This is a genomic window from Methylorubrum sp. SL192, from assembly GCF_026672325.1.
In the GTDB taxonomy this organism is placed as follows: Bacteria; Pseudomonadota; Alphaproteobacteria; order Rhizobiales; family Beijerinckiaceae; genus Methylobacterium; species Methylobacterium extorquens.
Map to the genome: position 1 here is coordinate 2,032,772 of NZ_JAPPQV010000003.1, position 23,366 is coordinate 2,056,137.

General features: G+C 68.5%; 18 protein-coding genes. 11 read left to right on the forward strand and 7 right to left on the reverse strand.

Annotation, left to right across the window (positions count from 1 at the left end):
- Positions 1–68 precede the first annotated feature (68 nt).
- From dusB to hflX, 8 genes are all read left to right on the forward strand, one after another.
- Positions 69–1,097, forward strand: a complete 1,029-nt coding sequence (gene dusB / locus OVA30_RS10290; RefSeq protein WP_268175377.1) for a tRNA dihydrouridine synthase DusB — start codon at positions 69–71, stop codon at positions 1,095–1,097.
- A complete protein-coding gene (locus OVA30_RS10295; RefSeq protein WP_003600275.1) occupies positions 1,097–2,230 on the forward strand; it encodes a two-component system sensor histidine kinase NtrB in 1,134 nt (377 codons plus the stop codon). The genes dusB and OVA30_RS10295 overlap by 1 nt, the downstream gene beginning before the upstream one ends.
- Before the next feature lie 10 nt (positions 2,231–2,240).
- Entirely contained in the window at positions 2,241–3,713 is a 1,473-nt protein-coding gene (ntrC, locus tag OVA30_RS10300) for a nitrogen regulation protein NR(I) (protein ID WP_003600273.1), read from the forward strand.
- Between the two features lie 127 nt (positions 3,714–3,840).
- Complete coding sequence (locus OVA30_RS10305; RefSeq protein ID WP_253396433.1) at positions 3,841–5,478, forward strand: DEAD/DEAH box helicase; 1,638 nt, start codon at positions 3,841–3,843, stop codon at positions 5,476–5,478.
- 63 nt (positions 5,479–5,541) lie between these two features.
- On the forward strand, positions 5,542–7,941 hold the full coding sequence (locus OVA30_RS10310) for a sensor histidine kinase NtrY-like (protein WP_043766269.1): 2,400 nt from the start codon (positions 5,542–5,544) through the stop codon (positions 7,939–7,941).
- Positions 7,938–9,308, forward strand: coding sequence for a nitrogen assimilation response regulator NtrX (gene ntrX / locus OVA30_RS10315; protein ID WP_003600268.1), 1,371 nt, complete (start codon positions 7,938–7,940; stop codon positions 9,306–9,308). Before OVA30_RS10310 ends, ntrX begins: the two co-directional genes overlap by 4 nt.
- Positions 9,309–9,615: 307 nt before the next feature.
- Positions 9,616–9,870: an RNA chaperone Hfq gene (gene hfq / locus OVA30_RS10320; protein ID WP_003600267.1), complete on the forward strand. Its 255-nt coding sequence runs from the start codon at positions 9,616–9,618 to the stop codon at positions 9,868–9,870.
- Positions 9,871–9,967: 97 nt separating this feature from the next.
- Positions 9,968–11,383 (forward strand): GTPase HflX, encoded by a 1,416-nt coding sequence (hflX, locus tag OVA30_RS10325; RefSeq protein WP_012254173.1) that lies wholly within the window; start codon positions 9,968–9,970, stop codon positions 11,381–11,383.
- Positions 11,384–11,530: 147 nt separating this feature from the next.
- Here the strand turns inward: hflX and OVA30_RS10330 are convergent, their stop codons facing one another.
- From OVA30_RS10330 to OVA30_RS10360, 7 genes are all read right to left on the reverse strand, one after another.
- Positions 11,531–13,099, reverse strand: coding sequence for a SulP family inorganic anion transporter (locus tag OVA30_RS10330; protein ID WP_268175378.1), 1,569 nt, complete (start codon positions 13,097–13,099; stop codon positions 11,531–11,533).
- A gap of 9 nt (positions 13,100–13,108) precedes the next feature.
- Positions 13,109–13,852, reverse strand: coding sequence for a carbonic anhydrase (locus tag OVA30_RS10335; protein ID WP_268175379.1), 744 nt, complete (start codon positions 13,850–13,852; stop codon positions 13,109–13,111).
- A gap of 296 nt (positions 13,853–14,148) precedes the next feature.
- On the reverse strand, positions 14,149–14,460 hold the full coding sequence (locus OVA30_RS10340; RefSeq protein WP_003600258.1) for a hypothetical protein: 312 nt from the start codon (positions 14,458–14,460) through the stop codon (positions 14,149–14,151).
- Between the two features lie 840 nt (positions 14,461–15,300).
- Positions 15,301–15,687, reverse strand: a complete 387-nt coding sequence (gene copM / locus OVA30_RS10345) for a CopM family metallochaperone (protein ID WP_268175380.1) — start codon at positions 15,685–15,687, stop codon at positions 15,301–15,303.
- Positions 15,688–15,716: 29 nt separating this feature from the next.
- Positions 15,717–16,094: a hypothetical protein gene (locus OVA30_RS10350; protein ID WP_056459242.1), complete on the reverse strand. Its 378-nt coding sequence runs from the start codon at positions 16,092–16,094 to the stop codon at positions 15,717–15,719.
- A gap of 26 nt (positions 16,095–16,120) precedes the next feature.
- Positions 16,121–19,297 carry an efflux RND transporter permease subunit gene (locus OVA30_RS10355; RefSeq protein WP_268175381.1) on the reverse strand — a complete coding sequence of 1,059 codons (3,177 nt, stop codon included), beginning with the start codon at positions 19,295–19,297 and terminating at the stop codon, positions 16,121–16,123.
- A 113-nt stretch (positions 19,298–19,410) separates the two neighbouring features.
- Positions 19,411–21,141, reverse strand: coding sequence for an efflux RND transporter periplasmic adaptor subunit (locus OVA30_RS10360; protein ID WP_268175382.1), 1,731 nt, complete (start codon positions 21,139–21,141; stop codon positions 19,411–19,413).
- Positions 21,142–21,367: 226 nt separating this feature from the next.
- On the opposite strand from OVA30_RS10360, the gene OVA30_RS10365 reads away from it, so the two are divergent.
- From OVA30_RS10365 to OVA30_RS10375, 3 genes are all read left to right on the forward strand, one after another.
- A complete protein-coding gene (locus OVA30_RS10365; protein ID WP_268175383.1) occupies positions 21,368–21,664 on the forward strand; it encodes a hypothetical protein in 297 nt (98 codons plus the stop codon).
- A gap of 571 nt (positions 21,665–22,235) precedes the next feature.
- Positions 22,236–22,724, forward strand: coding sequence for a MucR family transcriptional regulator (locus OVA30_RS10370; protein ID WP_003600250.1), 489 nt, complete (start codon positions 22,236–22,238; stop codon positions 22,722–22,724).
- Between the two features lie 138 nt (positions 22,725–22,862).
- On the forward strand, positions 22,863–23,363 hold the full coding sequence (locus tag OVA30_RS10375; RefSeq protein WP_268175384.1) for a chemotaxis protein CheW: 501 nt from the start codon (positions 22,863–22,865) through the stop codon (positions 23,361–23,363).
- Positions 23,364–23,366: the final 3 nt, after the last annotated feature.

Here is a 23,366-nt window from a genome sequence, read left to right on the forward strand (position 1 = left end):
CAAGATGCGCGAAGGCAAACGCCGCAGGCGCTTGCGTCTGCCAGCCGTTTGGCTACTTATTGGGCACAATGACACGTGACCATTATTTGAGCGCGCTACGCGGGGCGGACGATCGGGGGGCGGATAGCCCGCCGGTCCTGCTGGCACCGCTATCGGGCGTCACCGATCTCCATATGCGGCGTCTCGCCCAGCGGCTCGGTGCCAGTGCCGTGGTCTCCGAAATGGTCGCGGCGGCCGAGCTGGCGAAGGGTGACGCCGAATCGCAGGTCCGGGCCGAGGGTGCTGGGGTGGACCCGCATGTGGTGCAGCTCGCCGGCTGCACGCCTGAACCGATGGCCGAGGCGGCCCGCATCGCCGTGGCGAACGGCGCCGATGCCATCGACATCAACATGGGCTGCCCGGCCAAGACCGTGACCGGCGGCGAATCGGGCTCGGCGCTGATGCGCGACCTTGATCACGCCGCGCGGCTCCTCGCGGCGGTGCGCGGCGCAGTCGATGTGCCCGTCACCGTGAAGATGCGGCTCGGCTGGGATCACGCGAGCCTCAACGCCGCCGAGCTGGCACGGCGCGCCGAAGCCCTCGGGCTCGACGGCGTAACGGTTCACGGCCGCACCCGGCAGCAATTCTACAAGGGCCGGGCCGATTGGTCGGCGATCCGTCCCGTGGTCGAGGCGGTGCGCATCCCCGTCATCGCCAACGGCGACATCACCGGCCTGGAGGAGGCCAGCGCCTGCCTCAGCCAATCCGGTGCGGCGGGCGTGATGGTCGGGCGCGCGGCGGTCGGGCGTCCCTGGCTCGTCGGCGAGATTGCTGCCGGGCTCGCCGGGCGCGTGGCTGCGCCGCTCTCGGCTGAGCAGCGGGCGGCGGTCGCGGCCGAGCATTACCAGGGGCTGATCGCGCTCTACGGCGCGGCGATGGGCGTACGCCATGCCCGCAAGCATCTCGCGGCCTATGCCGATGCCGCCGGCGGACTGACCCTGGACGACCGGCGCCGCCTCGTCACCACACATGATCCGGCGGAGGCGCTCCGCCTCCTGCAACGCGCGTTCCTCGAACCGGCCGGGACGGCGACCACGCCCCTCGGCGAGGCAGCCTGATGCCCTTTTCCGACGAGCCCGCCCCCGAATCCCTGCCGCCGGCCGAGGCGGTGCTGAACTCGCTGCCGCTGCCGGTCCTCACCATCGGGCCTGATGAGCGGATCCTGCGGGTCAACCACGCCGCCGAGCTGTTCTTCGACGCCTCGGCCCGGCTGATGCTGCGGGGACGGCTGCGCGACATCATCCCGTTCTCCTCGCCGATCATCGCGCTGGTCACCGAGGTGCGCCGCCGCCGCTCCTCCGTGTCGGAATACCGGGTCGAGCTGGTCCAGCCCCGCTCGGGGACCGAGCGCAGCGTCGATGTCTTTGCCACGCCCCTGCGCGACGAGGACGATTCCGTGGTGCTGATGCTCCAAGAGCGCACCATCGCCGACAAGATGAACCGGCAGCTCACCCATCGCGGCGCCGCGCGCTCGATGGTGGCGCTCGGCGCGATGCTCGCTCACGAGATCAAGAACCCGCTCGCCGGCATCCGCGGCGCGGCGCAGCTCCTCGAACAGGAGAGCGACGAGGAGGACCGGCTTCTGACCCGCCTGATCTGCGACGAGTCGGACCGGATCGTGCGCATCGTCGAGCGGATGGAGCTGTTCGGCGACGAGCGGCCGGTGGAGCGCGGCCCCGTCAACGTTCACGGCGTGCTCGATCAGGTGAAGCGCTCGGCCCAGTCGGGCTTTGCCCGTCACATCCGCTTCGTCGAGAACTACGATCCCTCGCTGCCGCCCGTCCTCGGCAACAGGGACCAGTTAATCCAGGTGATCCTGAACCTCGTGAAGAACGCGGCCGAGGCGATCGGCACGGACACGGTCGAGGGTGAAATCACCCTCTCGACCGCCTTCCGCACCGGCCTGCGCCTTCAGATCCCCGGTTCGCGCGAGCGCGTCAGCCTGCCGATCGAAGTGGCGGTGCGCGACAATGGGCCGGGCATTCCGCCCGACATGCTGTCGGACCTGTTCGACCCCTTCGTCACCACCAAGGTGCAGGGCTCCGGCCTCGGACTTGCATTGGTGGCCAAGATCGTCGGCGACCACGGGGGCATCGTCGAATGCGATCCCGTACCCCGCCGCACCGCCTTCCGGATCCTCCTTCCCATGTCGAGCGCCCGCGACGGGCGTGAATCGGCCGCGGAGCGCTGAGTCGAGAGCCATGCCCAACGGCCACATTATCGTCGCGGACGACGACGCCGCGATCCGCACCGTGCTCAACCAGGCCCTGTCCCGGGCCGGCTACGAGGTTCGCACCACCTCGAACTGCTCGACGCTCTGGCGCTGGGTCGCTCAGGGCGAGGGCGACCTCGTCATCACCGATGTGATGATGCCGGACGAGAACGTGTTCGACCTGCTGCCGCGCATCAAGCGCGTTCGGCCGGAACTGCCGATCATCGTGATGAGCGCGCAGAACACCTTCATGACCGCGATTCGCGCCTCCGAGCGCGGCGCCTACGAGTACCTGCCCAAGCCTTTCGACCTGAAGGAGCTGATTGCGATCGTCGGCCGGGCGCTGTCACGCCCCCGCGGGACGCCCGCCCCCGGCGCCGGGCCGGAGAACGAGGACATCCCGTTGGTCGGCCGCTCGCCGGCCATGCAGGAGATCTACCGGGCACTCGCCCGCCTGATGCCGACCGATCTCACCGTGATGATCACGGGCGAGTCCGGCACCGGCAAGGAGTTGGTTGCCCGCGCGCTGCACGATTACGGCCGCCGCCGCACCGGGCCGTTCGTGCCCGTGAACATGGCGGCGATTCCCCGCGACCTGATCGAATCGGAGCTGTTCGGCCACGAGAAGGGCGCCTTCACCGGAGCACTCTCGCGCTCGGCCGGCCGGTTCGAGCAGGCGGAGGGCGGCACGCTGTTCCTCGACGAGATCGGCGACATGCCGATGGAGGCACAGACCCGGCTGCTGCGCGTGCTTCAGCAGGGCGAGTACACCACCGTCGGCGGGCGCGTGCCGATCAAGACCAACGTCCGCATCATCGCCGCGACCAACAAGGATCTGCGCGTCTCGATCCAGCAGGGCATCTTCCGAGAGGACCTGTTCTTCCGCCTCAACGTCGTGCCGCTACGCCTGCCGGCGCTGCGCGAGCGCTCGGAAGACGTGCCGGACCTGATCCGCCACTTCTTCGTCCTGGTGGAGCGCGAGGGCCTGACCCGAAAGACCCTCGACGCCGACGCGATGGAGCGGCTGAAGCGCTATCGTTGGCCCGGCAACGTGCGCGAGCTGGAAAACCTCGTTCGCCGGCTGGCCGCGCTCTATCCGCAGGAGACCATCACCGGCCCGGTCATCGAGGCGGAACTCGACACCCTGCCGCTCGCCCAGCCCGCGGCCAACGGCAACGGCGCGGCCCGCAAGAACGCGAACGGAGCCTCCGACAGCGAGACGCTCTCCGGGGCGGTCGAGCGGCACCTCGCCGACTATTTTTCGGGGTATCGCGACACGCTTCCCCCGCCCGGCCTCTACCACCGCATCCTGCGCGAGATCGAAGGTCCGCTGATCGGCGCGGCACTGGCGGCCACCCGCGGCAACCAGATCCGCGCGGCCGAGCTGCTGGGCGTCAACCGCAACACCCTGCGCAAGAAGGTGCGGGATCTCGATCTGCAGGTGTTTCGGACGTCGCGGTGACGCGCTCCATCCGGGGACGTCGCTTGGATCGCTTCGCCTGACGCTGGCGATCCAGCGGCGGCCTGCGGAAGCGGACTTTCGCGTTTCTCCTCTGTTCTCCACGGCCGCGCTTCGCTAAAGGCGCGCCATGCTGCGCCTTCGCGAGTACCAGCGCGCCGCCCTCGACGCGCTCGATTGTCATTGGGACCAGGGCGGCGGGCCCGGCCTCGTCGTGCTGCCGACCGGTGCCGGCAAGGCGCTCGTCATCGCCGCGCTGATCCGCGAATGGCTGGATCGGGCACCGGGGGCGCGGATCTGCGTCCTCACCCATGTCCGCGAACTCGTCGTGCAGAACCACGGCGAGTTGCTGGCGTACTGGCCTGGGGCGCCTGCCGGCATCTTTTCCGCCGGCGTCGGCCGGCGGGACGTTCACGCGCAGGTCACCTTCTGCTCGATCCAATCCGTGCGTGACCGGGCCGAATTGTTCGGCGCCATCGACCTCATCGTGATCGACGAGGCCCATCTCGTGCCGCGCGCCAGCGAGACTGGCTACGGCCGCTTCCTCGCGGCGGCGCGGGCCGGCAACCCGGATCTCAAGGTCGCGGGCTTCACCGCCACGCCCTACCGGCTCGATACCGGCCGGCTCGACGAGGGTGAGGGCCGGGTGTTCGAGCGGATCGTCTACGAATCGCTGGTCGGCGACCTGATCCACCAGGGCTTTCTGGCGCCGCTGGTCTGCAAGGCGACCGCGCTCGCCCTCGACGTATCGGGGGTGCCGAAGCGCGGTGGCGACTACATCCCCTCCGCGCTGGAGGCGGCGGTCAACCGCGAATGGATCACCCGCGCGGCGGTCGAGGAGATGGTGGGCTATGGCCGCGAGCGGCGGGCGTGGCTCGCCTTCTGCGCCGGGCTCGCGCACGCGGCCTCCGTGCGCGACGCGATCCGTGCGGAAGGAATCACCTGCGAGACCGTCACGGCCGAGACCGGCAAGCGCGAGCGAGACCGGATGGTGCGCGACTTCCGCGCCGGAAAGATCCGCTGCCTCGTCTCGGTCGGCGTGCTCTCCACCGGCTTCAACGTGCCGGAAGTCGATCTCATCGCCCTGCTGCGCCCGACTCAATCGGCCGGGCTCTACGTGCAGCAGGTCGGCCGGGCCCTGCGCCGGGCGCCGGGCAAGTCGGATGCGATTGTGCTCGATTATGCCGGACTGGTGCGGATGCACGGCCCCGTGGACGCGGTGACCGCCCGCAGCGTCGCGCTCGGGCCGGCGGCGTTGGGAATGGCGCGGGCCAAACCCTGCCCCGGCTGCGGCGCGCTGATCGCCCTCAACGCCAGCACCTGCGAGGCCTGCTGGGTGGAGCCCGAACCGGAGGACGAGGAGGCACCCCACGCCGCGAGCGCGGAGGACGCCATGCCGATCCTGTCCGAATCGATCTGCCCCTGGCGCGAGGTGACCGGCTGGCGCCTCGACCGCGGTCCCGGCGGCTCCGGTCCGGACCGGCTCGAAGTCGCCCTGCGTTGGCGGGGCGGCGGCTACCGGGTCGAGGTCTGTCTCGAACATTCCGGCCATGCCCGCGAGAAGGCGGTGCAATGGTGGCGCGCATTCGGCGGCGCCGATCCGGTGCCGATGTCGGTCGCCGCAGCCCTGGAACGGGCCGACGAGTTGGAACGGCCGGAGACCCTCCGGGTCGAGGCCGCCGGCCGACTCTCCGAAAGCGTGACGGTGCGTTTTTCCGACGGGCGACGGTTCCGCGACCTGCGCCGCTGGGGCACCCTGGCGGCCTGATCGGATCCTCATCCGGGCTGATTCGTATTAATTTCGCCACACTGATGTGGCCCCGCATCAGTGATGCCGCTGCTGTCGCGACGTTCTGAAAACGTGCCGTCCGATGCCCCGTCCCCCGAGGACGGCGCCGAGGCGGTCGCGCGCCGGTTCGATTCGCCGCCGCGCGGGCCGGGCTGGATCGGTGCGGCAGTGGTGCTCACGGCCCTGATCTCGGCCTCGGTCACCTTCCTCATCCTCGCCGGCATCATCCAGATCACGCGGACGCCGACGACCGGCGTGGCCTTGCTCTCGGTCAACGCGGCGCTCGTTCTCGCGCTGGTCGTCGTGATCGCCTGGGAGGCGCGGGTCTTCCTGCATGCCCGGCGCACCCACGCCTCGGTGGCGCGGCTGCACACCCGCATCGTCGGCCTGTTCAGCCTAATCGCGATCCTGCCGACGATCCTGCTCGCCATCGTCGCCTCGGTGACGATCGATGTCGGCCTGTCGCTCGGCTTCACCGACCGCGTCCGCGACGTGGTGCTGAAATCGGTGCAGGTCGCGGACGCCTATCAGGAGAATCACTGCCAATCGCTCGCCCGCGAAATCCGCATCTTCGCCGACGACCTGACGCGGGCGCGGCCGAATTTCGATGTGAACCGCGAGTGGTTCGAGGGCTTCATGACCACGCGCGCCCAGGCGCTCGGCCTGCCGATCGTCAAGATCATGCGCGGGCCGAACGAGGTGGTGGCGCGCGCCAATATCGACGTGCTCAAGCAGACGCGGCTGCCCTCGGCCGCCGCCTTCGAGGACGCGGCGAAGTCGAGCGACCCGATCTGTCTGCTGCCGAACGAGGGCCGGGTCTTCGCCGCCCTGATGCGGATGCCGGCCTACGACAACGCCGTGCTGCTGGTGCAGCGCGAGGTGAGCCAGCTCGCCATCGACTTTCCCGGTGTCGCCCGCGCCGCGGCGGCCGAGTACCTGACTTTCGACGAGCTGCGCCGCTACGTGCAGATCGCCTTCGCCTCGGTCTTCATCCTGATCGCCCTGATCACGCTGCTCTCGGCGGTCTGGTTCGGGCTGAACTTCGCCAACCGTTTCGTCGCCCCGATCCGCCGGCTCATCAACGCCGCCGACGAGGTTGCCGCGGGCAATTTCTACGCCCGCGTCCCGGCGCGGAAATCCGACGGCGACCTCGCCCATCTCGGCGAGAGCTTCAACACGATGACGCAGGAGCTGCGCCGCCAGCACGATGGCCTGCGCGCGGCCAACGACCTGATCGACCGCCGCCGCCGCTTCACCGAGGCCGTGCTGTCGGGCGTTTCGCCCGGCGTGCTCGGCGTCGATGCCGACGGCGTCATCACCATCGCCAATCCGGGCGCGGAGCGGACGCTGGGCCTCACGGCCAAGGAGCTCGTCGGGCAGCCTTTGACGAATGTCGTGCCGGAGATCGCCGCTTTATTCCCGGAAGCGGAGGGACGTCACCGCGCCCTGCAGCAGCAGATCCAGCTCGTGCGCGGCGGCCGCGAGCGCACGATTGCCGTCCGCGTCACCAGCGAGCAGGCGCAGGGCGAGGCGCGCGGCTACGTCGTGACGCTCGACGACATCACCGATCTCGTCACGGCGCAGCGCACCTCCGCCTGGGCGGACGTGGCCCGCCGCATCGCCCACGAGATCAAGAACCCGCTGACCCCGATCCAGCTCTCGGCCGAGCGCATCCGGCGCAAGTACGGAAAAGTGATCACGACCGACAAGGACGTGTTTGAGCAGTGCACCGCCACGATCGTGCGGCAGGTGGACGAGATCAAGCGGATGGTGGACGAGTTCTCCTCCTTCGCCCGGATGCCGAAGCCCGCGATTACGCAGCAGGATCTGGCCGAGATCGCGCGCCAGAACCTGTTCATGCTGCGCATGGCGCATCCCGACCTCGATTTCCCCTTCGAAACGGTCGGTGCCGACGAGAAGGGCCGCGTCGTCGCCGCCTTCGACGTGCGGCTGTTCTCCCAGGCGCTCACCAACATCCTCAAGAACGCCGTCGAGGCGGTTCAGGCGGTGCCGGAGGACGTGCTGACGGCCGATGGCGGCAAGGGCCGGGTCGCCCTGACGCTGGTGGTCGAAGAGGTCTTCGTGGTGATCGAAGTCACCGATAACGGAAAAGGCTTTCCGGCAGAGGGGCGCCAGCGCTTGCTCGAACCCTATATGACGACCCGCGAGGGCGGGACCGGCCTCGGACTCGCGATCGTTTCCAAGGTGCTCGAAGAGCATGGCGGGGGGATCGAGCTGAACGACAACCCGGAGGGGCGCGGCGGACAGGTCCGCATGCGGCTGCCGCGGGAAGTCGGACGGCCGGACGAACGGAATTCCGGGACCGGTGCGGGACAGGAGCGGGATCGCTCCGCGGCACCGGGCGCGCGTGACAGGACAACGATGGATAAGAATACGGAGGACGCCATGGAAGCGCGACGCGTCGCGGAGGTGCAGCCATGAGCGCCGACATCCTGATCGTCGACGACGAGGCCGACATCCGCGATCTGGTCGCGGGTATCCTGGACGACGAGGGGCATCGCACCCGAACCGCGGCCGGATCCGACGAGGCGCTGGCGGCGATCGAATCGCGCCGGCCCCACCTCGTCTTCCTCGACATCTGGCTCCAGGGCTCGCGCCTCGACGGCTTGCAGGTGCTCGACCTCATCAAGGCGGGCCACCCGGACCTGCCGGTGGTGATGATCTCGGGCCACGGCAACATCGAGACCGCGGTGGCGGCGATCAAATCGGGCGCCTACGACTTCATCGAGAAGCCGTTCAAGGCCGACCGCCTGATCCTCGTCGCCGAGCGGGCGCTCGAAGCCTCGCGCCTCAAGCGCGAGGTGCGCGACCTCAAGGTCCGCTCGGGCCAAGCCAGCCGCATCGTCGGCGGATCGGTCGCGGTCAACCAGCTCCGCCAGACCATCGAGCGTGTGGCGCCGACCAACGCCCGCGTGATGATCTCGGGGGCGCCGGGCGCGGGCAAGGAACTCTCGGCGCGCACCCTGCACGCCGCCTCCTCGCGGGCGAGCGGGCCCTTCGTCGTCATCAACGCGGCGACGATCACGCCGGAAACGATGGAAGCCGAGCTGTTCGGCGTCGAGGGCGGCGAGGGCCGGGTGCGGCGCGTCGGCGCCCTCGAGGAGGCGCATGGCGGCTCGCTCTACATCGACGAAGTCGCCGACATGCCGAAGGAAACGCAGAGCCGGATTCTGCGCGTCCTCGTCGATCAGAACTTCCAGCGCGTCGGCGGCACGGCCCGCGTCCATGTCGATGTGCGCATCATCTCCTCGTCGTCCCGCGATCTGACTGAGGAAATCGCCGCCGGGCGCTTCCGCGAGGATCTGTTCCACCGCCTCTCGGTGGTGCCGATCCGCATTCCCTCGCTAGCCGAGCGGCGTGAGGACGTGCCGGAGCTCATCACCTTCTTCATGGAGCAGATCTCGGCCGCCACCGGTCTGCCGCGGCGGCGCATCGCCGAGGATGCGATGGCGGTGCTCCAGTCGCACGACTGGCCCGGCAACGTCCGCCAGCTGCGCAACAACGTCGAGCGGCTGATGATCCTGACCCAGAGCGATCCGGATCAGGACGTCACCTCCGAGATGCTGCCGACCGAGATCGGCGCACTGGTGCCGACGACGCCGACCGGTGCGGGCGGCGAGAAGCTGATGAGCCTGGCCCTGCGCGAGGCCCGCGAGATCTTCGAGCGGGAATATCTCATCGCGCAGATCGCACGCTTCTCCGGCAACATCTCCCGCACGGCCGAATTCATCGGCATGGAGCGCTCGGCCCTCCACCGGAAGCTGAAGTCGCTCGGCATCGGCCCGTAAGACGTTCCTCGCGAAACGCCCGCTCGTCGATCGCCTGCCCCCGGGCACGGCGGCGCGCCGGGCGTGTTGTGACCGACGTTCAATCGGCCGCCGCAGGCTCGGTGGGCGAATGAGCGGTGGGAGCAGTTGCAAGGGGTGGATATTGACGCTTTGCGCTGCGGGGGGCCTCTTGCATCGCGGCAAGCTTCGCCCTGTAATAGAAATGGCCCGGCAAAGCGGTCCCAACACGTGAGAGCGCCGCCCCGCGCTTCAGCCACGGGATCGTGCTGATCCGTGGCGCGGGTCTCGAAACTAAGGATAAAAAGAAATGGCGGGCGAGCGCGCTCAGAACCTCCAGGACACGTTCCTGAATCATGTCCGCAAGAACAAGATCCCGCTGACGATCTTCCTCGTCAATGGCGTCAAGCTTCAAGGTGTCGTGACGTGGTTCGACAACTTCTGCGTTCTTCTTCGCAGGGACGGACACTCGCAGCTCGTGTACAAGCACGCAATCTCGACGATCATGCCGGGCCATCCGGTGCAACTGTTCGAGCCGGACGAAACGGCGCCTGAAAAGGCCTGAGCGCGCGAAGCGGGCCGGTTCCCGTCATTTGCGGAAGCCAGCGGATGTAAAATGGCGTCATCGTTCCGACATAAGGGAACGATGACACGGAGACGCCATGACTGAAATCCTTCCGCCCGGCGAAGCACGCCTGCAGGCGAAGGCCGCCCCCGAGGGCGAGATCGCCGCCGCGACCCGCACGCTGGTTCTCGGTCCCTATCTCACACGCGCCGCTCAGCGGCTCGCCCCCGGACAGACGGAGACCGTGCGCTCCGACGAGGCGCGGCTCGACGAAGCGGTCGGATTGGCGGCCGCCATCGAACTCGACGTCACCCGGGCGATCTCGGTGCATATCCAGCGCCCGCGTCCCTCGACTTACCTCGGCAAGGGCCGGGTCGAGGAGATTGCCGGGCTCATCAAGGCCGAGGAGATCGGCCTCGTGGTGATGGATTGCGCGCTCTCGCCGGTGCAGCAGCGCAACCTCGAAAAGGCTTGGGGCGCCAAGGTCATTGATCGAACCGGCCTGATCCTCGAGATCTTCGGCCGGCGCGCCTCGACCCGCGAGGGTACGCTTCAGGTCGAGCACGCCCATCTCGCCTATCAGAAGTCCCGCCTCGTGCGGTCTTGGACTCACTTGGAGCGGCAGCGCGGCGGCTTCGGCTTCCTCGGCGGCCCCGGTGAGACCCAGATCGAGGCCGATCGGCGGATGATCCAAGAGCGGATGACCCGGATCGAGCGCGACCTCGAAGCCGTGACCCGCACCCGCGGCCTCCACCGCAAGAGCCGCGCGCGGGTGCCGTATCCGATCGTGGCGCTGGTCGGCTACACCAATGCCGGCAAGTCGACCCTGTTCAACGCCCTGACCAAGGCCGAGGTGCGGGCGCAGGACATGCTGTTCGCCACCCTCGACCCGACCGCGCGGGCGACCAAGCTGCCGCACGGCGAGACGGTGATTCTCTCCGACACGGTGGGCTTCATCTCCGACCTGCCGACCTCCCTGATCGCCGCCTTCCGCGCCACGCTGGAAGACGTGATCGAGGCGGACATCCTGCTCCATGTGCGCGACGTCTCGCATGGCGACACCCAGGCCCAGGCCGAGGATGTCGAGGGCGTGCTGCGCGAACTCGGGATCGAGGCGGATGCGGAGCGGATCATCGAGGTGTGGAACAAGGCCGACCTCCTCGACGAGGGCGAGCGCACCCGTCTGCTCAATCTCAGCGCCGCGCATCGCGGCGCCGGGCCGGCACCGATTCTCGTCTCGGCGCTGACGGGGGAAGGTCTTCCGGAACTCACCGAGCGGATCGAGGGGCAGGTGGCGCGGGCGCGCTCGACCTTCGCGGTGACGCTTCCGCCCGAGGACGGCGCTGCGCTCAACTGGCTCTACGAGAACGCCGAGGTTCTCGACCGCCAATCCGAGACCGGCGGCGCGATCGCGCTGACGATCCGCATCGCCCCGGAGAAGGAGCCCCGCTTCCTCAACCGGTTCGAGGCGGCCCAGCGCGTCGGCGGTCCGCAGAGTTCTCCGGCCGCGTAAGGGCTTCGCCCGCTTGCGGGTAGCAGCGCTGCGAAGAGAAAACGAAAAGGCCGGTACCGCGATGGGCGGGACCGGCCTTTTCTCGTTCCGGATCTTCGACCCGAAAGCCGGTTGCTAGCTTTCGGGTCGAAGCCTTTGCGCTTGCCGTCAGTCCTTCGGCGCGGCGTGGGCGACCATCGCGAGGCTATGGTGCAGGCCGCTCGCGCCGCCGCCGACGACCTCGACCCTGGACCCGGTCTTGGCCCGCCGCGTCGCCCATTCCCGCATCATCTCTAGGCAGGTGTGATCGACGTGGCGTAGATCCTGTGCTGCGAGACGGATCGGCGAACCTTCCGGCGTCCGCTCCAGCGCCGCATTGAGATGCGGCAGCTGGAGGAAGGTGGCCGAGCCCGAGAGCCGCAGTTCCGGCACGCCCTGAACCGCTCCGCCCTGCACGGTCTGCGACGCGCCGCCCTCGATCTTGAGCGGACCACGCAGGTAGTGCGGGATCACCTGGAGCAGGCTGAGCGCGAGGCCCGTGAGAACACCGGTCAACAGGTCGGTCGCGACGACCATCACCATGGTCGCGAGCCAGATCGCGGCGGTGGGCAGGCCGTAACGCTCGTGCAGGTGGAAGGCGTGGGCGGGGCTCACGAGGCGCCAGCCCGTCACCACGAGGATGCCGGCGAGGGAGGCGGTCGGCACGACCTTCAGCACCATCGGCAGAACCAGCAGGAAGGCGAGGATCCAGCTCCCGTGCAGGATGGTGGAGGCGCGCGTCGCCGCACCGGCCTGGACGTTGGCCGAGGACCGGACGATCACCCCGGTCATCGGCAGGCCGCCCGCGAGGCCGCAGAGGATGTTGCCGATGCCCTGCGCCCCGAGTTCGCGGTTGTACTGCGTGCGCGGGCCGTCATGCATCCGGTCCACCGCCGCCGCCGAGAGCAGGCTCTCCGCGCTGGCGATTACCGCGAGGGTGACCGCCATCAGGATCATCGCCGGCTCGGCCAAGCGGCTCCAGTCGCCCATTCCCGGCATGGTCACGGCGGAGAAGATGTTCTCCGGCACCTCGACGCGTTTGACGTCCATGGTGCCGACGACCGCCACGACGGTGCCGGCCAGCACGCCCATGAGCGCACCGGGAATCAGCTTGAGCTTGGCCGGACGGATCTTCTCCCAGCCGATCATCGCAACGATGGTGGCAAGGCCGACGATCACGGCGCCGGGGCGGTTGCCGTCCGGACCGGAGACGAAGTTGAAGAACGCGGCGGGGATGGCGACGAGGTTGTCGAGGCCGCTGGCCTTGGGCAGGGCGTCGGTCAACACGTGGATCTGTGCCAGCACGATCAGGATGCCGATGCCGGCGAGCATGCCGTGCACGACCGCCGGCGAGATCGCCCTGAACCAGCCGCCGACACGGAGCGCCCCGGCGAGAAGCTGGATGGCGCCCGCCGCGACAAGGACCGGCCCGAGCGCGTCGATGCCGTGCTCACGCACGAACTCGAACACGATGACGGCAAGGCCCGCGGCCGGGCCGCTGACTTGAAGCGGCGAGCCAGCGAGGAAGCCGACGACGATACCGCCGATGATGCCGGTGATGAGGCCGCGCTCGGCGGGCACACCGGAGGCCATGGCGATGCCCATGCAGAGGGGCATCGCCACGAGGAAGACGACGAAGGAGGCCGGAAGATCCCGGCCGATGGTCGATGGCATCAGCCGGGCGAGCGAGGCGCGCATAGCAAAAATCTACTCCGCTGCGATAGCGTGGGGGATGGGTTCGGGGCTGGCATGGGGACCAGCATGGGGGCCGGCGAATTCCGGTGTGGCGATCCGCGAGGCCGAAGCCTGGGCGACGGGGACGCCCGTGGCTTCGTCGATGGGGATGAAGCGGCTGCGCTCGCCGCAATAGGCGAGCACATGGCCGCTCTCGATTTCGAAGAACCAGCCGTGCAGGCGCAGCTTGCCGCGAGCCAGAGCTGTCGCCACGCTCGGGTGGGTGCGCAGATGGTTGAGCTGCACAACGACGTTCTCGAGGGCGACGGCGCGGTGGCGCTCCTTCGGTTCCATGCCCTCGGGATAGGCCTCGCAGACGATCTGTTTCGCCGCATGGCTGTGGCGCAGCCACGCCGCCACGTTGGGCATGTTGCCCAGCGCCTCGGGATTCATGAGGCCCTTCATGGCGCCGCAATCGGAATGACCGCAGATCACGATGTCCAGCACGCCGAGGGCGACGACCGCGTACTCGATCGCGGAGGACACGCCGCCGTTCTGCTGCGAGAAGGGCGGGACGATGTTGCCGGCATTCCGGCATACGAACAGATCGCCCGGACCAGACTGCGTGATGTGCTCGGGCGAGACGCGGGAATCGGCGCAGGCGATCATGAGCGTCTTGGGCTGCTGACCGTCGCGCACCAGCCGCTGATACATCTGCTGCTGGCCCGGAAAGACCGTTCCCCGGAAGTTCGACAGACCTTGGATGATGCCGTCCACGTCAAACCCCGCTGTCACCACGCGTGAGCCGACACGCCGGGACGCATGAGATGCTGGCCGGATGACACGCGCATCACGCCTGTCGATCCGCGAAGTCTGATCGGGCGAGACGCGGTGATGCCGGCGCCTCCGGCAGGCACAAGGCTGCCTGCGCTGTCGCAAAGGCTGCGACGACGTGTGAGCCGGTACGGTGTCGTCCGGGAGATTCGGGCGGCCCGAATCGGGGCGGCCGGATATCGGGTGGTGAGGACGTGGCCGGCAGCGCGGTTCGAGCGCCGCCGGCGGACAAGCCTTGGTTAGCGCGCGCGGCGCGGCGCGGTGCCGGCGGACCAATGCGTCTGCACGGCGCCGAGACGGGCGGCGGGGCGAATGTCGCCACCCTTGGCGCCGGCGTTCTCGCTCAGCATCGGCGCGCCGAGGATCTGGCCCGAGCCCGCACGCTGCGAGTGGAGCGAACGGGGGTCATGGTAGGGATCGTCCACGTAGCTGCTCATGAAACCGCCGCCGGCCTGCTGGCGGCTGCCGTTTCCACCGTCCTGCGCCTGCGCCGTGAGCGGCAAAGCAACGGCCGCAGCCGCCAGGAGACCGAGTGTCACAATCCGCTTCATATTGAACATCCTCTCGTAATCCCTGAGTGGCGAACTTTTTTTCGTCTTCTTCAGGTGTCGCAAGAAGACAGTAATTCCGTGAATTATATTTTGAAAGTGCGTTTTATCACGAAGATATACTTTTGATTTAATCCTGGCGGATCGATTGCTTGGTGCGCAACGGCACCTTTCGCCGATAAACTAGACGTGATTGAGGGATGAAAATTGATTGCGATTGGTGAGGATTAAATTGGACTGCACTTCGGTGAACGACCCTGATCGTACATCGACGAGAAGAGCAGCAGGTGATCATCAAGGTCAGCGAACCTGCGGGACGGCGTAGCGCCCGAACGAGGGCCGCGACCTCCATCGCGAGTGGACCCAGTAGTCGTCGGACAGCCGGATCGGAATGGCGGACTTGGAGCGACCAGCCTTCCATCGGAGCAGGGCGGTGAGCGGCAAAGAGCAGACGTGCCGGCGAGGATCATTTTCGAAGAGCGGACGACGATATCAGCACTTGCGCTTGATCGATCGTCCGTCGATCCAAATGTCTTCAAACAAGACAGGCGCCTTCAAATCAGACCAATACAAGTCGTTTTTATTAGGTGTGATTGCTCGGTCTTGATACAGGTGCTGCTTCTCCAAGCACCGCTCCGGCTCCGGCGATCGTTGCGCCACAATGAGTCAGTGCTTTCGTCGGCCCTCACATTGAGGTCCCGCACGAATGCTCGGCCTCGAAGCACCCCGCAGGGTCGATGCTGTGGCATCGGTCGAGCGGGGAAGCGCTGCGCCGTGCTTCGAAGCCGAGCGGTTCAACCGATAGAACCGTCATGATCTCCGGAGGAGATCGGCAACAGCCTCTCAGCGGTGATCGGTGGCCTGCTTGCGCTTGAGGAAGGCTTCCATCTGCGCGATTTCCGTATCCTGCGCCTTCACGATGTCTTCGGCGAGCTTGCGGATCTCGGGATCCTTCGAGTGTTCGAGCGCGATCTTCGCCATCTCGACCGCGCCGCGATGGTGCGGGATCATCCCGCGCACGAAATCGAGATCGACGTCGTTGGTGTAGCGGATGTCCATCTCGCGGTGCATGCGGGCATCGGCGTCGCGAAACGCCTTGGTCGCTGCACTATCCTTCGCCGCGGCCTTCGGGTCCGGTTGAGCCTGCCCGTGATGGTGGTGCGGATCCTGGGCGAGGGCCGTGCCGGCCAAAATGCAGGCGACGAGAACCGCGGGGATTGTTTTCGACATCGGGAAGGCTCCTGGGTCGCGGACGGTAATCAGTCAAAGCGGGCGCTGGCGGTGACGCCGCCCGGTCCGGTGATGCGCACCGCGCCACTGGGACGCTCCCCCAGGGCGGCTTCGGCCTTGCCGGCCAGCCGGTTGCCCTCGGGGCTGAGCAAGACGCGGGCGGCCTTGGCGCCGGATTTGAGGATGGCGACTGCTTTGAACCCCTCGGCCGGCAGGGGCTTGCCGTCGCCGTCGGTGAGGTAGACCGAGACGGTCTCGGCTCGCGTCACGAGTTCGGCGTGCCACGGGCCCGCATCCTCGACCCGGCCGCCATGGGGGCCGGCCGGATGGTCGTGGTCGCGCTGAGCGCTCGCGGGTGCGGCCAGCAGGGTCAGCGCCAGCACGGCGCAGGACATCGCGCGGTTCATCGATCGTCTCCTTGAATGCGGTTGGTTCAAAAGGCTTCACGCACGGGTGCGTGCAGCGCGTCGGCTCCGGCCGGGGCATGAAGCCGGGCGAAGGCGCCCCGCCCGAACCTCAGGACGAGGACAGGGGTGAGCACGGCGTCGAGCAGGGTCGCGCTCATCAGGCCGCCGAAGATCGTCACGGCGACGGGGTGCAGGATCTCCTTACCCGGCGCCGTGCCGTCGATCAGCAGCGGCACCAGGGCGATGCCGGCCGACAAAGCCGTCATCAGCACCGGCGTCATCCGCTCCAGGCTCGCCCGGGTGACGAGGGCAGGGCCGAGGGCCAGCCCTTCGTCGCGGGCGAGGTTCAGCATGTGGCTGATCTTGAGGATGCCGTTGCGGGCGACGATGCCGGTGAGCGTGACGAAGCCGATCATCGAGGCGACCGACAGCGGCAGGTCAGCGATCCAGAGCGCCAGAACGCTGCCGATCAGCGCCAGCGGCACGTTGCCCATGACGATCAGGACCAGCGGCACCGAGCGGTAGCGCCCGTGCAGCAGGGCGAAGACGAGGGCCAGCGACACGAGGCTGAGCCCGCCGATGGTGCGCGCGGCCTCGCCTTGCGCCTCGTAGCTGCCCTCCAGCCGGGCGCTCACGCCCTCGGGCAGCCGCGTCTCGTCGAGCACGCGGCGGATGCCGGCGATGATGGCCGCCATATCGGTGCGGCCATCGGAATTGGCCTGCACCACGATGCGCCGCCGGCCGTTCTCGCGCAGGATCTGGTTCGGCCCGTCGGTCTCGCGGATATCAGCGATCTCGCGGGCCGGCACCCAGCCCGACGGCGTCTCGATCAGGAGGTCGCCCAGCGCCTGCGGGCTGCGCCGGGCCTCGGGCAGGCGCAGGGTGACGTCGAAGCGGCGCGGCCCGTCGGCGATGGTCGAGAGGGTGCGACCGTTGGCGAGCCGGGCGATGGTCTCGACCACAGTCGAGGGCGAGACGCCGTAGAGCGCGGCGCGGCCGTAATCGACCCGGATGTCGAGCTGCGGGATGCGCACCTGCCGCTCGACCTGAAGATCGGTGACGCCGGGCACCGACGCTGCAATCCGCTCGCGGACGCCCTCGGCCGCGGCGCGCAGGCTGTCGAGGTCGTCGCCGAACAGCTTCAGAGCGATCTCGGCGCGCACGCCCGAGAGCATATGGTCGAGCCGGTGCGAGATCGGCTGGCCGACATTGACCGTCACCGGCAGAACCGCGAGCCGCTCGCGGATCTCGGCAATCACCGCCTCGCGGGGGCGGCTGGCCTTCAGCCGCACTTCGAGATCGGAGGAGTGGACGCCTTCCGCGTGCTCGTCGAGTTCGGCGCGGCCGGTGCGGCGCCCGACGGTGGCGACTTCCGGCACGTCGAGCACCAGCCGTTCGGCGATGGCGCCGACGCGGCTGCTCGCGGCGAGCGAGATGCCGGGGCGGAACGTCACGTTGATGGTGAGCGAACCCTCGTTGAAGGTCGGCAGGAAGGCGCGCGGCAAATGCGCGGCCGCGATACCCGCCGCGACGACGCAGAGGGCGATGCCGGCCATCAGCACCCGCGGATGAGCCAGCGCGACCTTGAGCAGCGCCGCGTTGCCGGCCTTGAGCCGCCGCACCAGGAGCGGTTCGCGCTCGGTCAGACTCTTCATGCCCGGCAGCAGCCAGGAGGCGAGAACCGGCGTCAGGGTCACGGAGACGAGCAGGCTCGCCAGTATCGCGACGATATAGGCTTGGCCGAGCGGGGCGAAGAGCCGGCCCTCGATGCCGGAGAGCGCGAACAGCGGCACGAAGACGAGCACGATGATCGCGGTGGCATAGACGATGCCGGAACGCACCTCGCTGGAGGCGGCCACCACCACGTCAAACACGCTGCGGGGCGAGCCCTCGGCCCGGTTCTCGCGCAGCCGGCGGAAGATGTTCTCGACATCGACCACGGCGTCGTCGACCAGTTCGCCGATGGCGATGGCGAGTCCACCCAGCGTCATGGTGTTGATCGAGAAGCCGAGCGCCCAGAACACCAGGGCCGTGGCCAGGATCGAGACCGGAATCGCGGTGAGCGAGATCAGCGTCGTGCGCGCGTTCATCAGGAAGGCGAACAGCACCACGGCCACCACAGCGACCGCCTCCATCAGCACCCGCTCGACATTGGCGAGCGAGGTTTCGATGAAGTCCGCCTGCCGGAACAGGATTTTCTGAGCATCCATGCCCTTCGGCAGGGTGGGCGCGACCTCCTTCAGCGCCGCCTCGACGTCACGCGTCAGGCGCACTGTATCGATACCGGGCTGCTTCTCGACCGAGAGGATCACCGCCGGTTCGCCGCGATAACCACCATCGCCGCGCTTGGGCCGCGCCGCGAACGCGACCTCGGCGATCTGGCGCAGATAGACCCGGCCCTCGATCGCCGGGTTGCCGGTGCCGGGCAGGTCGGCCGCCGCGGTCGCACCCTGCGGGCCGGTCGGGATCACGAGGTTGCGTAGGTCCTCCAGGCTCAGGGTGCGGCCGATATTGCGAATCAGGATCTCGCGGGCGTTGGCGTCGGCAAACCCGCCGCCGGCATTGGTACCGAAGCCGGACAAAGCGGTGACGAGGGCCTCGTTGCTGACGCCGAGCGCCCGCATCGCCGCCGGATTGGGGCTGACGCGGAACTGGCGCACCTCGCCGCCGATGGGGATCACCTGCGCGACGCCGGGAATCGACAGCAGGCGCGGGCGCAGGATGAAGTCGGCCGTCTCGCGGACCTCCATCGGGCTCGACGTCTCGCTCGTGACGGCAACGAGCAGGATGCCGCCCATGATCGAGGCGACCGGGCCCATCTGTGGGACGACGCCCGCCGGCAGCTCGGAGCGCACCAGGGCGAGGCGTTCGGCCACGAACTGGCGGTCGCGGTAGAGGTCGGTGTCCCAGCCGAATTCGACGGTGACGATGGAGAGCCCGGCACTCGACACCGAGCGAACACGGGTGACGCCGGGCAGGCCGTTCATCCGCGTCTCGATCGGATAGGTGACGAGTTGCTCCACCTCCGGCGGGGCGTAGCCCTCGGCCTCCGTCATCACCGTGACAGTGGGACGGTTGAGATCGGGCAGCACATCGACGGGCAGGCGCGTGAGCGCGAGGCCGCCGGCCAGCACCAGGCCGAGACAGAGCGCCAGGACCAGCACCCGGTTGAGCAGGGCGCCGCGGACGAGAAGGGCGAACATGGCGAGGCGTCCCCAGAGCATCATCCCGAAAGGTGGTTGCCGGCTTTCGGAAAAAGTTGATGCAAAACAACAGGCTAGAGCATCGTCCCGAATTCTGTATCCGGGACGATGCTCTAGCGGACCTGATCGAGCAGTTCGGCGCCCTGCACCACGACGCGCCGGCCGGCGCCGAGGCCGCCGGCCAGGATCACCTGCTCGGCATCCAGCGGCTCGACCCGCACGGGCCGCGGCTCGAACCGCTCGGCGGAGACGTGCTCGTAGACCACCGCGCCGCTCTCGGTGCGGACGATCCCCGCCCGGGGCACGGCCAATCCGCCGATGGTCTCGCCAGTCGGCGCCATCACGGTCACGAACTGACCAAGCCGGACACCCTCAGCGTTTCCGGTGATCGCGAACTGCACCGGCACCGCTTGGTTGCGGTCGGCGAGGCCGGCGCCGCGGGATGCCAGCGCCAGCGTGCGCCCGTCGGGCAGCCGTGCGGTCGCGGCGGCGCCGGGCTCCAGGCCGACGAAGCTCAGCGCCTCGACGTAGAGCTTGTCCGGATCGACGATGCGGAACACCATTGTGCCCGCCGCCGCCATCTGACCGGCCACCGCCGCCCGCTCGGCGACCAGGCCGTCCACCGGGGCGATCAGCTCTTCGGGCGCGCGGCGAATCGTGTCGAGGGCGGCGCGGCGGTCCTTCAAGCCGGTGAGCTCGGCGCGGGCGTCCTCCAGAGCCGTCTGCGCCACCGCGCCGGTCGTGGCGAGGCGCTCGTAGCGGGCGACCTTGCGGGTGGTGATGGCGATCTGCTGGTCGAGATCGCCTTGGGTCTGGCGCATGTCGGAGAGATCGACCGCCTGGACCGGCGGCGTGACGGTGGCGAGCACCTCACCCTTGCGGACCCGCGTGCCGAGATTCGGGAAGCCGCCGGGCGGGGGGGCGAGGCGGCCGCCGACCGACGATTGCACCACGCCGCTGGCATTGGGATCGGCGATGACGCGCCCCGGCAATTCGACGGTGCGGCGATGGTCGGCGATGCCGGTGACGCCGGTGCGCAAAGCGAGCAGGCGCTGCGTCGATTTCGGGACGAACACCGCGCCGCCCGGCAGGCGCCGGGCGCGCTCGACGGACACGGCCGTGGGCGCGGTGAGCGCCGCACCCTGGACCGAAGCGGCCTCGCCTTCGCCGGGCCCATTTTTCTGGTGATCATGTCCCTCATGGGCGAGGGCGGCGGTGCCGAGGAGCAGCGTCAGGGTCAGGGCGAGAACCGCGAAGGCGGGGAGGGCCCGGCGCGAGCGCACCAGCATGATGACGGCGAGCCCGAGCAGGAATCCGCCCGCGGCCGCACCGATCGGCCCCTGATGGGTGAGATGACGGCGGAGATTGGCGAGCCACGCCGACGCCTCGGCCTGGACCGGCATCGCTGCCGCCGCCGGCTCCGGCAGCTGCAGATCGAGGGCCAGCACGTCCGTCGTACCGCCGGCGGTCACGGTGGCGAGCAGATCGTATCGCTGACCGCGGGCGAGCCACGGGGCCGCGATCTCGTAGACGCCGTCGCCGACGGCCCGCGTTTCGGCCGGGCCGTCTGGCGTCTCGATTGTGATTTCGGCGCCGTTCACCGGCTCGTTGCTGGTGAAGCGATCGAGATAGAATCGTATCCGGTCGCCGGACGCCACCGCCACGAGTTCGAAGGTGGCCGAGGCCGCTTCGGCCCGCGGTGTGGTCTGTGCGGGGAGGGCCGGCGCCTCGACGCCGTGGCTGTGACCCTCATGGGCCAGGGCGACGCTGCCCGCTGCCGATGCGGCAGCAAGCGCGAGCGAGACAGCCAGCGCCCGAAGCGCCGCCGCGAGACGGATGGTCATGGGGAACGAAACCTTCGCCGGATGAGCAACGACATCACCCGGCACGGAGCGTACCGGGTGGGGATCGAGTGTCAGACGAGGGTTCGGGGGGTTCGATCTGCGCCTCGGGCACGATGCCCGACAGACGCGGTCCATCGCGCGTAGGGGCACAGGCCTGCGCGCCGGCCGGCGGAAGATCCGGAACCGGTGACGGGGCGAGCCCGGTGGCGCAGCAGGACGACGGCGCATGGCCGCAAACACCGCCGGCCGCGCAAGCCGGGCAGGCGCAGGCCATCCGGGATTGCTCGATCACCGGTATCGCGTCCGCTCGAACGATCAATGCCGGAGCGGCGAGCCGGAGGTCCGATCCGGCCATCGCGAGGTCAGGCGCCTGAGCGACGTGATCGTGCACGCCTTGCTCACGCACGTCTTGACCATGGGCACTGTGCGCGCGGGCGCCGGACGGCATCAGCGCCGCGGCGATCATGACGATCACCGCCGCCAGCCAGAGCGCTATGGGACGAGCGGACTTCATTGTGCTTGACCCGTAGCATGGACGCGCCGCCGTCAACAGAGGCCGGCGGGCGAAGAGAGCAGCGACCGCCATGTTCACAAGAACGGCATCCCCCGCCTGAAACCGCTGACTTCAATGGACTTCGCGATACAAATCGAGGCTTGATGACGGCGCGACGGATCGTCTCGCATAGGTTGTATAGCGAAGAATATGAGTGCTTAAGGCGCCGACGCGTCACTCGTTTCCCGTCCCGCGTCTCGCGGGTTGGCCGGGGGTGCGAGTGCGGTGCGGCATCGTCCTTCCGCTCCGTTGTGCGTAGTGCGGACGTCGCGCCGAAACTCTCGATCCGTCCGTCGCTTATAGGACGTTCCGGCTGCCGTAACGCTCCGGGTCGGGGCCGGAAAAGTTGAGCTATGACACACCACGGGACCGTGCGAGCCCGCCTTCCATTTAACGTTCTACGCTTCAATGGCAACGCTGGACTTGAGTGTGCCGTCCTTAATACCCACAAGCCTGGCGTAGTTTTTTGAATTCTTCTCTTGCATCGGTGCGCATCACGTATGATTTTGGCGCCCGGGGGCCTACGGAACGGACAAGCAGAATGACAGAAGAAAACCAGAAATCGTTCAACGATTTCGTCGAACTGGCGAGCGACATCGTCTCGTCTTATGTGTCGAACAACTCAGTCCCCGCTTCCGAGCTTCCGGGCCTGATCATCAGCGTTCATACGGCGCTGACGACCCTCAGCAGCCCTGAGGCCGTGGCCGCTCCCGCCGAGGAAGTGATCGAGAAGCCGTCCTCCGGGCAGGTCCGCAAGTCGGTCACGCCGGATGCGATCATCAGCTTCATCGACGGCAAGCCGTACAAGACGCTGAAGCGCCATCTCGGCACCCACGGCCTCGATCCGTACTCGTATCGCCAGCGCTACGGCCTGCCGAACGACTATCCGATGGTTGCGCCGAACTACGCCGCGCAGCGCTCCGCCCTCGCGAAGTCGATCGGTCTCGGCCGGCCGGGTGGTCGAATCGAGGAAGAGGCCCCCGCGCCCGAGCCGGCGACGAAGTCGCGTTCGCGCCAGAAGGTCGCCTGATACGGCGCTCGCCGCAGGAACGAACGGCCGGACCGGTCGTTCGTGAAACCTTTGCGTTCGGCGAGCGTCAACCGCATGAACGAGGTGACGAGCGGTTCCGTCATCCGCTCCGGCGGCGAACCGCCCCAAGGACATGCGATGGCGCGTTTGCCCACCCTACTGCTCGACATCGCCGGGACGACCTGTGCGTTGCCGCAGGCCGAGATCCGCGAGATCCTCCCGCTGCCGCGCCTGCACGCGCCGCCGGCCGCGGGCGGTCCGCTCGCGGGTTTTCTCAATCTGGCGGGCGAGCCGGTGCCCGTCATCGATCTCGCCGCCCTGTTCGCGCTTCGCGACGCGGGCGGCGGTCGTGATCCCTACCGGCACGTCTTGCTGGCCCGCGGCGGCGGCATCGCCTTTCTCGTCGATCGGGCGCTCGATCTCGTTCAGGTCGAGGAGGAATCTCTGCGGCCGGTCGAATCCGCCCGCAGCCTCAACGGCTGCGTCGTCGGCGAATTCGCGATGGGCGACAAACTCGTGCACCTCCTCGCCCTCGACCGCATCCTGACCCTCGAAGAGCGGACCCGTCTCGACGCGCTGACCCGGCAGGCGACGACGCGGCTCGCCCGGTTCGAGCCCGAGGGGGCGCGAGCCGTCTGAGGA